This is a genomic window from Vibrio ezurae NBRC 102218, from assembly GCF_000467185.1.
GTDB lineage: Bacteria > Pseudomonadota > Gammaproteobacteria > Enterobacterales > Vibrionaceae > Vibrio > Vibrio ezurae.
Map to the genome: position 1 here is coordinate 1 of NZ_BATM01000026.1, position 12677 is coordinate 12677.

The 12677-nt window shown below is 41.1% G+C and carries 10 protein-coding genes; 1 reads left to right on the forward strand and 9 read right to left on the reverse strand.

Features of this window, described 5'->3' with window-relative positions:
• Positions 1–219: 219 nt before the first annotated feature.
• From ahpF to hisC, 4 genes are all read right to left on the reverse strand, one after another.
• Complete coding sequence (ahpF, locus tag VEZ01S_RS09740) at positions 220–1812, reverse strand: alkyl hydroperoxide reductase subunit F (RefSeq protein WP_021713872.1); 1593 nt, start codon at positions 1810–1812, stop codon at positions 220–222.
• A 174-nt stretch (positions 1813–1986) separates the two neighbouring features.
• Complete coding sequence (gene ahpC / locus VEZ01S_RS09745; protein WP_021713873.1) at positions 1987–2544, reverse strand: alkyl hydroperoxide reductase subunit C; 558 nt, start codon at positions 2542–2544, stop codon at positions 1987–1989.
• 509 nt (positions 2545–3053) lie between these two features.
• Complete coding sequence (locus VEZ01S_RS09750; RefSeq protein ID WP_021713874.1) at positions 3054–3830, reverse strand: ABC transporter substrate-binding protein; 777 nt, start codon at positions 3828–3830, stop codon at positions 3054–3056.
• Between the two features lie 14 nt (positions 3831–3844).
• A complete protein-coding gene (gene hisC / locus VEZ01S_RS09755) occupies positions 3845–4921 on the reverse strand; it encodes a histidinol-phosphate transaminase (protein ID WP_021713875.1) in 1077 nt (358 codons plus the stop codon).
• A 151-nt stretch (positions 4922–5072) separates the two neighbouring features.
• Here hisC and VEZ01S_RS09760 point away from each other — a divergent pair, with 151 nt between their 5' ends.
• Positions 5073–5954, forward strand: coding sequence for a LysR substrate-binding domain-containing protein (locus tag VEZ01S_RS09760; RefSeq protein ID WP_021713877.1), 882 nt, complete (start codon positions 5073–5075; stop codon positions 5952–5954).
• A gap of 450 nt (positions 5955–6404) precedes the next feature.
• Here the strand turns inward: VEZ01S_RS09760 and VEZ01S_RS09765 are convergent, their stop codons facing one another.
• The 5 genes from VEZ01S_RS09765 to VEZ01S_RS09785 all read right to left on the reverse strand — a co-directional run bounded on the left by VEZ01S_RS09765 (position 6405) and on the right by VEZ01S_RS09785 (position 12676).
• On the reverse strand, positions 6405–7382 hold the full coding sequence (locus tag VEZ01S_RS09765) for a transposase (protein WP_021713878.1): 978 nt from the start codon (positions 7380–7382) through the stop codon (positions 6405–6407).
• A 249-nt stretch (positions 7383–7631) separates the two neighbouring features.
• Positions 7632–9284 (reverse strand): BatD family protein, encoded by a 1653-nt coding sequence (locus tag VEZ01S_RS09770; RefSeq protein ID WP_021713879.1) that lies wholly within the window; start codon positions 9282–9284, stop codon positions 7632–7634.
• Between the two features lie 5 nt (positions 9285–9289).
• The gene (locus VEZ01S_RS09775) at positions 9290–11224 is read right to left on the reverse strand and encodes a VWA domain-containing protein (RefSeq protein WP_021713880.1); all 1935 of its coding nucleotides are present in this window, start codon (positions 11222–11224) and stop codon (positions 9290–9292) included.
• Complete coding sequence (locus VEZ01S_RS09780) at positions 11217–12185, reverse strand: vWA domain-containing protein (RefSeq protein ID WP_021713881.1); 969 nt, start codon at positions 12183–12185, stop codon at positions 11217–11219. Before VEZ01S_RS09780 ends, VEZ01S_RS09775 begins: the two co-directional genes overlap by 8 nt.
• On the reverse strand, positions 12182–12676 hold the full coding sequence (locus VEZ01S_RS09785; RefSeq protein WP_021713882.1) for a DUF4381 domain-containing protein: 495 nt from the start codon (positions 12674–12676) through the stop codon (positions 12182–12184). The genes VEZ01S_RS09780 and VEZ01S_RS09785 overlap by 4 nt, the downstream gene beginning before the upstream one ends.
• Position 12677: the final 1 nt, after the last annotated feature.

Consider the following 12677-nt stretch of genomic DNA (forward strand, 5'->3'; position numbering starts at 1 on the left):
CGAGCATTTCCCCCGCGTTATTTCTGATCACTTACTTAGTGTGATTGGTATTAATTATCATAGCTTAATTGAATGTATGTCGTTGACAGTTACAGCATCATTTCGATAGGTAGATCACGTGTTAAGAAGAGGGGATTACATAGTGTTGTATTGGCAAGCAGAAATGAAAAAGGTCTAGTATTGTGAATACTAGACCTTTATAAGCTTTAGCGCGATGTATTACGCTGTTTCTGCATTTTTAACCGGTGCAGGGTTACGAATTAGGTGGTCAAAAGCACCTAAGCTTGCTTTTGCACCTTCACCCATCGCAATGATGATTTGCTTGTAAGGAACGGTAGTCACGTCCCCAGCTGCAAATACACCTGCCATTGATGTTGCGCCGTGTGCATTGATTTCGATTTCACCACGTGGTGATAAATCTACTTTTGTACCTTTTAGCCACTCACTGTTTGGCATTAGGCCAATTTGTACAAAGATACCTGAAAGGTCAATTTGCTTCAGTTCATCGGTATTGCGGTCTTTGTATTCTAGACCGGTTACACGGTTGCCATCACCTAACACGCGAGTAGTTTGTGCCATCTTGATGATATCGATGTTTGGTGTAGCATTGGCTTTGTCGATAAGTACTTGGTCAGCGCGTAGTGTATCGGCAAATTCAAGTACGGTAACGTGTTTAACAATACCAGAAAGATCAATAGCCGCTTCAATACCTGAGTTTCCTCCGCCGATAACTGCTGTGCTCTTACCTTTAAATAATGGGCCATCACAGTGTGGGCAGTAAGCAACACCTTTATTGCGGTATTCTTGTTCACCTGGAACGTTCATTTCACGCCAGCGAGCACCTGTACTGGTAATTACTGTGCGAGCTTTCAGTTTTGCGCCACTTTCTAGCTCAACATGAATGTAGCCATCTTCTGTTTCTTGAGCATCAACAATATTGGCTGCACGTTGTTCGGTGATAACTTCAACGCCGTACTCTTTAACGTGTTCTTCTAAGCTAGCAACAAGCTTAGGACCCGTCGTTGTTTTGACCGAAATAAAGTTTTCGATTGCCATGGTATCCATTACTTGACCACCGAAGCGTTCAGCAACGACACCTGTGCGGATGCCTTTACGTGCGGCATAGATAGCAGCAGAAGAGCCCGCAGGACCACCACCTACAACAAGAACATCAAATGGTGCTTGTTTGTCTAGACTTGCAGCTTTTTTCTCAGCAGCGCCAGAATCTACTTTGTTTAGGATTTCAGCAAGAGACATACGGCCTTGACCGAAGAGTTCGCCATTAACAAATACACTTGGTACGGCCATGATATCGCGAGATTTCACTTCATCTTGGAACGCTGAACCATCAATCATTGTTGTTTTAATTAATGGATTAATTGCTGACATCATGTTGAAAGCTTGAACCACTTCAGGACAGTTCTGACATGAAAGTGAAATGAAGATCTCAACATTAAGTGGTTGACTAAGCTCTTTAATTTGCTCAATCGTCTCAGCTTCTAACTTTATTGGATGATTACCGCTGTGTAGAAGTGCTAGAACCAATGAAGTAAATTCGTGTCCCATAGGGAGTCCGGCAAAACCAATGGCAGTGCCTTTTTCAGGGTTAACTACTTGCATGATTGGTTTGCGAGTACTTGCGTTGTCATCACGAACAATTTCAATTTTGTTAGTCAGTGAAACAATGTCTTCAGCTAGTGCTTGTAGCTTGTTAGCGGTGTCACTGCTATCGAGGCTAAGTACAAGTTTAACGTTTGTTTTTAGGTTTTCTAAGTATGCTTTTAGCTGTTGCTTCATTGCTTGATCTAACATAATGGTGCCTACTCTAAAGTTGGTAGCTTAAGGTCTCATACCTTCTTGCTAAAAAAGGGTAAATAAAAAAATGGGTTGCAAGAGGGTTAATATAATAAAAGTGGCACGCTTTGAGCCTTTAGTAGATAAGCTAAAGCGTGCCAGTTGAACTCTAATTATTATTAGGTTCTATTCTTAGATTTTGCCTACTAGGTCAAGAGAAGGAACTAGAGTTTCTTCGCCTTCTTCCCATTTAGCTGGGCAAACTTCGCCTGGGTTAGCGGCAACGTATTGTGCTGCTTTAACTTTACGTAGTAGGTCACCTGCGTTACGGCCGATGCCTTCAGCAGTAATTTCCATTGCTTGGATTACGCCTTCTGGGTCAACTAGGAATGTAGCGCGGTCTGCAAGACCTTGACCTTCACGCATTACGTTGAAGTTGTTTGTGATGTTGCCTGATTGGTCACCAACCATGAAGTAGTTGATTTTACCAATTGTGTCAGAGCTTGCGTGCCATGCTTTGTGAGTGAAGTGAGTATCAGTTGATACTGAGTAAACTTCTACGCCGCGGCTTTGTAGTTCTTCGTAGTGGTCCGCAAGGTCACCTAGTTCAGTTGGACAAACAAAAGTAAAATCAGCTGGGTAGAAGAAGAAGATAGACCACTTGCCTTTTACGTCTTGTTCTGTGATGTCTACGAACTCACCGTTTTTGAATGCTGTAGCTTGGAATGGCTTGATTTCTGTATTGATCATTTTGTTTTTCTCTTTGCTTGATTGAGTGGTTAACGCTGTATTGCGTCGATGGAGTTATATTGCCTCAAACCAGCGTGCAGTTAAATTTGAACGTTTCTATCGTTACAATAGGAAAAACCTATCAAAGAGAAATTAGGTTGTTCAGTTTTATCTATGAGCAGTGAGAATGAGGTATCTGAAAGCATTTAGTGGGTGGCACGTTATTACCGGATCGGAGTAGGAGGTTTGTACTTCTTTTTATTCGTGGGTGTCATGTTATTTAAACAGAATGTATAGGTGTCACTTGAGTTAGGTTAACCTGGCTTTTGTATGGGTGGCCTAATAAAAAGTGATTGTGCTGATATTGCTTTGGAGAATTCTAAGTGTGGGTGTCTTGATAAAGTCGTATTGAGGTTGAGTTGTTTTTATAGCTTTAGGGAAGGGCTTTCAATGGGTGTCTCGTTTATAGATCATTGTTTAGAGTGGAAAGTTAAGGCCTGATGCATTGTACAATCAGGCCTTGGTCTTCGTTATTTTATATCTTCGCCGTAAATATCAAAGTTGAAGTATTTAGATGCAATTTTATCGTAAGTACCATTCGCTCTGATTGCTGCGATAGCCTTATTGAATTTCTCTGCTAGGGCTTTATCTTGCTTTCTTAGGGCAAGAGCTGTGCCTTCACCGATATAAGCTTTGTCTGTTACAGCTTTACCTTTAAATTCAAAACCTTTACCCGCTTCTTTATCTAAGAAAGCAAGTAGTAGCTGATCTGCATTACCAAACGTGACATCCAGACGACCGTTTTGCATGTCTAGGTAAACTTCGTCTTGACCGCTATAACGTTTGATTGTTGCAATTTTACCAAATTTTTCAGTGACATAACGATCGTGGATTGTACCTTGTTGTACACCGATGGTTTTTCCTTTAAGACCTTGCTCGTCAATGCTGATGTTACTATCAGTTTTTGCTACAAAACGTGCAGGAGTTTGGTAGTACTTGTTGGTAAATAATACATGTTTTTTACGTTCTGCAGTGATACGCATAGAAGCCATGATTACATCTGATTTACGTGCTAATAGACTAGGAATGAGTGAATCCCAGCTTTGAGACACCCAAGTACAATCCAGTTTTGCTTCAGTACATAACGCTTCTGCGATCTCAATATCAAACCCAACAGGTTTGCCATCCGCATTTTTGTAGTTAAAAGGGGCGTAAGTAAAATCTGATGCTAGACGAACTTGTTTCGCCATAACGTTGGCAGAACAGAGTGATGCGGCAAAAGTAAGTGCAATTAGGAGCTTTTTCATTCTTATTTCCCTTCTTATAGCGGTGAAACTGAGTATTGATTAATAAGTTGAGCGACTTCTATCATCGACTCTGATGAGCCTATAGTGATTCTGACGCAGTTATTGAGTGCTGGTTCATGAGATTGATTACGAGTAACGACCCCATGTTCTTTTAAGTAGTTAAAAAGCTGAGCTTTTTGGTGTGTACGAATGAGTACAAAGTTAGTGGAAGATGGATAGATTTTTTCTATCCATTGATTCTCTTTGATTGCGTTGATAAAAGTGTGTTTGGCTTCAATCACCTCTAAGGTGCTTTTTATAGCAATATCAATACCTTCTGGAGACAGTGCATCCAACACAATTTTTGCCGAACAGTCAGGCATTGGATAAGGAGGAATTAGCTTCAATACAAATTCCATCACATCTTCATTTGCAAGGATGAAGCCACAACGTACTGCCGCTAGTCCAAAAGCTTTAGATAGTGTACGAATGACGATTAGGTTTGGATACGTAGCAATAAGGTCTACAACAGTTTCTGCAAGTTCAAACTCAATATAGGCTTCATCTATAACAACAAGAGCTTCTTGTTGTGTTCCCTCTAGTACAGAAACGATGTCTGCACGAGATAGCAAGTTTCCTGTAGGGTTATTTGGGGAGCATAGAAATATTATTTTGGCTAGAGGAGCTTTTTCAACAATACCTTCTACATCTAATTGAAATAAATCACCTTTTAGCGGTACGTCAATAGTTTCCACTGCCATTGCATCAGCACAGAATTCGTACATAGCATAGGTAGGAGAGCTAATGAGTATTTTATCTGCACCGGGTTTGCAGAACGTTCTAACCAGTAGATCAATTGCTTCATCAGCGCCACGTACAGCGACCGCAGGAACATCAGTTTTGCAATATTTTTGGTACGCTTTGGCAATATCATGAGGTAGAAAGTCTGGGTAACGATTGTAGTCGTCAGTGTGTGTACCGTAGTGAACACCATGCTCTAATTCGTTGGCATTCAACCACAATCGACCTTCACCACCAATACGACGAGCAGATTGGTATGGTATTAATTTTTTTATGCTTTCAGGAGCGAGTTTTGCAGCCAGAGATGTCATCGGTAAATTGCTCATATTGAATGTTAAATTATTAAAACTGCCTAACAATTCAGTTTTCAGTGTTTATTTGGCTAATTTAATCAAAAAACGTTTGAGTAAGTATCGAAATAAATACATACTAGCCATGCATTTTAATCATGACTAGATCGTAATGAATACAAGGTTACCCTCAACAAAAAGCTTACAAGTTTTTCTTGCTACTGCTGAGTATCTGAATTTTACTCATGCCGCTCAGGCGATGAATATGACTCAAGGGGCGATTAGTCGTCAGATCCAATCATTAGAGGAGTTGACGGGCGTTGCGCTATTTTATCGTCAGGCTAGGGGGCTTGCGTTAACAGTAGAGGGGAGTAAATTTGCCCCTTTGGCTGAGGACATTATTGAGCGCTTAAAAAAAGCTGTTGTGAAAGTTGCCGAACGTTCAAATAGAATAAAGCTCAATGCACCAAGTTGTGTTACTTCGTGGCTTCTACCAAGACTTATGTCGTTTCAGCAAGATCATCCTGACATCGAAGTAGAGTTGACATCTAGCATTAAGCATCAACATTTGCCTAACTTTGAGTCATTTGACTTGGTGATAGTCTATGGTAGACCCCTTCATTCTCTATCTGTCAGTGAACATGTCTTGTTTGAAGAGAAGTTAACTCCAATTTGTGCACCACAACTATGGGATAAAGTTATCGGAGAGCAGTCTCAATGGAGTGACAGTGAACTGTCTAATTTCACTTGGCTACATGCAAATCCATCACATAGTGATTGGGCTCTGTGGTTGGAAGAAGCCGGCAATACATTGCAAAAAGGTAAGAGAAATCAGATATTTTCGACACTCGATCAAGCAATGAATGCGGCTCAACAAGGGTTTGGTATTGCTATAGGGGATATTACCCTCGCCGAGGAAGACCTAAAACTAAATCGCCTAATGCGTCCGTATCCTCACCATATAACGTCAGGACAAAGCTATTATTTACTGAGACCTGCTGAAGCCAAAGCCCCTGAAATTGACGAGTTTTTAGAATGCTTATTACCTCAGTGATTTACTATTGGTTTTAAATCGTACTGTTTTGTTCAACATAAATTGCGAAAGGCATTGTTTTCTTGTGTAGAAAATACGTTCTAAGGCAATGAGTAGAAGTTTGTCATTAACTAGCTTCAAGGTATTGACAGCAGTTTATGAAATGACGTCGCTTTTTCTCTAAGTGTTCTAAGTGTTCTAAGTGTTCTAAGTGTTCTAAGTGTTCTAAGTGTTCTAAGTGTTCTAAGTGTTTTAAGTTGCCACCCATTGTTAAATTTTTTAATGTGTGGCGCAGATAAGTTACATAGAAGCTTTATCACTAAAGTGAACTAGATGCTATGAATACGCCTGAAATGCATTGGTGATTTATTATTGGTTTTAAATTGTACTATTTTGTTCAACATAAATTGCGAAAGGCATTGTTTTCTTGTGTAGAAAATACGTTATAAGGCAATGAGTAGAAGTTTGTCATTAACCAGCTTCAAGGTATTGACAGCAGTTTATGAAATGACGTCGCTTTTTTTCTAAGTGTTCACAGTAGCAAGTCAGTTCTTCGAGCGTACCTACTGGCCCGTGAAAAATCTTACCAAAATTGGATGTAAGATTTAGCCAATTATCATGAGGGATGTTGAGCTTTGTCAGTAAGCTTGCGCTATTTTTATCGATAGCGCCCCTCTTGCCCTCATAGATAAGTCGACCAGTGCTATCCACTAATTGGAGGTATTCTTTTAACGGAAATGAAATCCCTTTGGCTAGATTGTTTTGTTCATTTTCTATAAACGGTAGGAGAGGTTTTGGCTGGGTGCCCTTTGCTGCACAATGGATACGTTGTTGAATGCTTGTATGATCTGATCCTTCAAGAGTACTCGCGAGCTTTGCTCTAATGGGGTTTAAGTCAACATACGCCATGCATGCCAGAAGTGCTGCATCATCGAGTAAAGCTTGAGATTTAAAGCGCCCCTCCCAGAATCGTCCTGAACACTGGTCTTCTTGATTTGCTCGTCGTGCTATTGGTTCATTTAAGCAGCGCATAAACCAACTAATATCACACAGACGACTGCGGTAGGTTGCTATCTTGTGTTTAAGAATGGCAATTTCAGACTCCTCAATTAATTCACCTTTTGTGAACTTATGAGTCAATTCATCGCCTTTAAATAGTTGATGCCACAGCTCTACAACTTCGCGGTCACTCCAATTATTTGCCGTATCGATATCAATTCGCAATATAACGTGCATGTGGTTTGACATAATGGCAAATGCTGCAATATCGATGGCAAAGATACCCGCTATTTTAAGCAGTCGTGATTCAACCCATGCTCTTCGATGGTCATAGTTTCTGCCCGAATGAGAATCATAGCCACAGAGATAAGCCCGCCTAACCACTCGGCTGCAACAATGATAATAGGGAGTGTCTTCAATACTAATTTGGGTTCTTCGAGGACGAGGCATTTTAAAGCTCCCATACAGGATATTTATTGCATTCTAGGTCAATAATTAGGCGCTTGGTATCCGTTATAGACTGAGATTTAGTATGATATTTTTGATGGGTGGCTATTTAATAATACGTTATTTGGTGTTTTTAAATGAATGGGTGGCACCATTAAAACCTTTATGAATCTATCTTATTTATATTTCAGGGAAAGATTACTTCTTCAATAAAACACCACCCAGTATGAGGGTGGTGTTATCTGATATTAACTAAAGTTTTGCAAGGTAAGAGTCTTTCCTAATTTCGTTACAACGAGCATTTTTAATTAGCTTGATTAGCTCAGAGCAGTCCCAATCATTAGGCTCTTTCCCGATTAATGCTTGATTCATAATAGTAATCTGTTCCCTGATCATCTTTATATCATCTTGTTTAACATCTTCAGTTTTTAGCCAGCGTTCCAATATAGCTTGGGCTTTTATTGAATCACCTTGCTGTACTATCTTAATCAGTTGGGCTTTCAAGTTATCATTCATTTCACTTTTTATAGATACCTGCTCTGGAGTAGATGTCTGTTTTCGAGCTCGCAACCACATAATGGTAGAGAGTAACCATAAGCCTGCAAATATAGCGGTTAATGTTGGCCAAATCCCAGAGTTAATATGGGTGTCCATATTTGAGGATGGATTTTTCGCATTATTATTTGCATTTGATGGTGGTATAGATTGAGGTTGGGCTACCGCGACTTCTGGGTTATCGCCTGGTTTGACAATTACGTTGAGTCCATCGACATGGCTTGTTTGCGCTTGCTTTGTTCTTGAGTTCCACCATTGTAGAGTGACATCAGGTAGAGTGTATTCCCCACTATGCTTAGCGATTAACACTTGCTTAAGGTTCATACTGATACTGCCATTATCGTTTTCTACAAAGCTTGGTTTTTCATTGTATACACGAAACGCATCCGGGTTCTCGATGGTTAGATTGGGTAGCTGTGCGGAAGTAAGTCCTGCTGCTGTGACGTTAATTGTGCGTGTTAGTGAGTCACCAGCGTTGATAGTGACTGATGTTTTGGTTACCGGTTTATTGTTGTCTAACTGCCAATGTTGAGACAGTTCTAGTTTAGAGGTTGGTAGCCATTGCCCATGATAGTTCTCAGGTATCGGAAGTATTTTTATGGCGACCTGCTGAGGCTTATCATCGAGCGATATAAGGTGACTATTACCTTGGCGGTTTCCATAACGTACTACTCCAGAGAGAGTTGGAGCGTTAATTGTGAAATCGCCACTTGCTTTTCCTGTTACGCGAAAGGCTTGCTCGATAATAAGCGACTCTACACCATTAACAACGGCTTGATATTGTTTAGGTTCTGCAAGCGGATCTAGCTGTAATCCCGTTGCTTTTGGTGGAGTTAAACTCGGATTTTGTAGCAGGCGTGGATCAACCTTAACGATAATTCGAGTATTTAAAATGGTACTTTCATTTGGATAGAGTTCTTTTCTATCTAACTTCGTACGAATTTCGATAAGATCTTTCGTTTTAGGAGCCTGTGCGTTAGCTGTCACTGTCAGCGAAATAGGTGATGTTTTGGCTTCTTTGATAGTGAAAGCTGGAATTGTCAGTGTTCCTGTTTTACGCGGGGCAATAGAGACCGTCCAGACACTGCTATCGGTCCGCTTACCATTCATTATGTTTACCGATGAGCCAAAGCTTGGTCTGCTTACGTAAAAGTCATCGGATAACGTATTTAGGTCGATGCTGTCACTATCAAGCTTCTCATCGGCGCTGACTTTTAGCTGTATAATTTCATCTTTGGTCACAGTAGTCTTGTTAACACTCGCAGTGATATTCAATGCCCACGACGAAAAGCTACAGAGTAAGCCCGCAGTGAATGCAAGTGAGGTAATGACGGATTTAAATTTAATCATTATTGCTACCAACTTTTTCCATTTGATACTGGTGTTTCTTTATTTTTTGCTTGAAGTAGCATTTGTGCTTTCAGCAAATAGCTAGGGTCTCGAACACTTTCTACTTGTTCTAGTTTTCTCATGTCAGGATCAACTTTTTGTTGCTGAGTGGTTCCTTTGGCTGACGAAGATGATTTATTTGTGTTTTTACTATCGGAAGTAGAACTTTCGGATTCTTTTGCTTGTGTACGTTGCTCGTCTACTGATTGTTTTTGTTGATTTTTTTTCGATGCATTTCCTTGTTCTGATGTTTTCTTAGTGCTCGTTTTACTATCTTGGTCTTCTTTATTTGAATTTTGTTTTTGGGATGCAGATTGAGACTTGTTAGAACCCTGATGATCACTATTTTTATCAGTTTGATGGTTATTTTGTTGGTCTTTAGATTGACTCTGCGATGACTTGCCTTCAGGCTTTTGTTGCTGTTGCTGTTGCTGTTGCTGTTGCTGTTGCTGTTGCTGTTGCTGTTGCTGTTGCTGTTGCTGTTGCTGTTGCTGTTGCTGTTGCTGTTGCTGTTGCTGTTGCTGTTGCTGTTGCTGTTGCTGTTGCTGTTGCTGTTTTTTTACCAGTTCAAGGTTGTATTTTGCATCGGAATTATCAGGGTTTTGCTCAAGTGCCGACTCATAGCTCGCAATCGCTTTGTCTAAGTCACCGTGTTGAGCGTAAGCATTTCCCAGATTGTAGAGAGAATCTGCATCGTTAAACCCCTCCAGATTTTTAATCGCTTCGGCATAATCTCCGGCATTATATTGAGCCGCCGCCTTCCATTTAGAGTCTTTAAATGAATGGGTGGCACCCTTAAAATCTTTGTCCTGAAAGGCTGAGTATCCACGTTGATTTGAATTTAAAAAGGCGCTGTTTAATGTAGATGCTTGGGCGCTATTTGCATTTAAACCAAGTCCTACAAAGAGTATTGTGGCTGAAAACACTACGCCTTTTCGAAACAGCGGCAATAGACATAGCAATGCGAATGGCATTAGCCAAAAGCCATTATTTATCTTTGCTTCTACTTTCTTTTTACCATGGGTGTCTCCCGTTTTTGGGGAGGTTAGGGGGGAGAAAGTTGAGTTTGAGACAAGGCTGGTGATGTCTTGGTTATCGTGGCGATATTGAGCAAAGTGACCGTTGCCGGTGTTGGCGGCTGACTTTAAATGGTTAAACTGAGTTTTTGCTATTACCGTTGCACCTGTCGAGGTGGTTAGAAGAGATCCGTCAGGCTGTGGAATTGGGGCGCCATCTGCGGAGCCAAAGGCCAATACTGATAACGACCATTGACCGTTATTTAACAGCTCTTTGATGCCATCTAATTCACTCTTATCAAGATCATCGGCAAACAGCAGTATCTCACCTTTATTTAGGCCTGCTTGTTTCATCATAGTGATGGCTTGCTTTACACCAAGATCCGCTCTTGCCCCTTGAATAGGCATGATATCTGGCGAAAGATTGTGTATTAAATTTGCCAGTGTTGTTGCATCTGTTGTGAGCGGGCTTAACGTATAAGCATCGCCAGCAAATGCAACTAATCCAGTCTGCCCTTGTTTAAACAAAGGCAGAATATCTTGGGCTTTGTATCGAATTTGATCTAGACGGCTTGGCTTTATGTCGTTTGCGTAAACCGAACGCGACATATCGAGCACCAATACGCGTGCGTGTGTCGATTGAGAGGCTGGAATGTTCTGTTTTTCAAAGCTAGGTCCTGCAAGGGCGACAATAAGCAGAGCTGAAAATATCGAAGGCCATAAATATGACCATGATTTTTTCTGGATTTTATCTCTCATGGCATTAGCCAAATGCGTCGCGACCATTTGTGAGCCCGCAGAGCTGTTTTTCATCCAAACCAGAATCAGAGTAACAGGGACTGCAAGCCAAAATGCTTGCGGATAAAGAAACTCAAAATTAGACATCATTTCTCCTTATTACAAGAGTGATTATGACGAGTAGCAAACCGATGAGTGCTGGCCATATAAACCATTCGTTTCTAGGACGCCAAGATTGAATGGCTTTTTGAATAGGCTGCAAGTTGTTGATTGTGTCGTAGATATGCTCTAGGTCTTGTGCGTTGCGGGCTCTAAAGTATTGCCCACCCGTCATTTCAGCGATTTTTGTCAATGCATCTTCATCCAAATCTTCAGCTGTATTTACGGTACGAGTCATGAAAAAATCACGCACTTGCATCTTCCCTGCGCCGACACCTATGGTGTAAATCGTCGCTTTATATTTTTTTGCGATCTCCGCTGCTTGAATAGGGTCGAGTACGCCTGCATTGTTACTGCCATCACTCAGTAAAATCATGACTCGTTGCGGCGCATCACTATCAACAAAGGTCTTTGTTGCCAATCCAATACCATCGCCAATGGCCGTTTGGGTTCCAATCAGCTTAAGAACTGTCTGATTTAACTGAGCTTTTACCGTTTCTCTATCGAAGGTAAGAGGCGTTTGCAAATAGGCGTGATCGGCAAAATAGACTAAACCTAATCGATCCCCTGAGCGCTTATCAATAAAGTTGGATACAACATGTTTAACGGCTGTCAATCGGTCAATATAATCATTGCCTTGTTGCATATCTTCCTGACTCATTGAGTAAGAAAGGTCAATCACCAGCATCATATCGCGGTGCTTCGGGTGTATCTCGATAGGCTCGCCATACCAAACGGGCCTTGCGCTGGCGATTATTAATAAAATCCACGCAAGGGTGGCTAAAATTTTTGCCAGCCGTGTGCTTTTATCTTGCACTGTTGAAGCTTGTGACAAGTGCGGTAGAACAACTAAGGAGCTCGCTTGTTGTTCTTTTAGAAAGCGAAATGCGAGATAGGGCAGGGGCAATGCAAAAAACATCCACCACCATTCAAACGTAAAACCACTCATGATTCATTCCAGTTCCGATATTTTCTTTTTGGAGGAAGGGCATTTTCAAGCCAATACGCACAGTCTTGAATGAGTTCTGTGTCAGTTTGGTGCTCATTGACACCTGAAGAATATAGCCCTTTTTGCCACTGCTCATTCTTCGTCACAAAGCGAGGTGAAGACAATTGTGAATCTAAAAAGGACAGCCATTGTTCACCGGTTAAATGAGCGATGTCATTGCGAGGGAAGTAGCTTAATGCAGCTTGACGCAATAGCTCTTGCACCTCAGAGATCGTCAGTGGTTGTGAAGGTTGATTAATAATATGCAATGCGGCTTTTTTCGCTCGGCTTCTATTACGTATTTTCTTCTGCATGATAAAAGCGGCAAGAAGCACAATGACGATTAATGCTAAAACTCCCCAATAGCCCCATGCCAGAGGCCAAGCACTTGGCTCTGAAGGCAAGTGAAGTGATTTAAGGGGGAGTGTATGCGTTTGGTTCGTTTGGGTCATG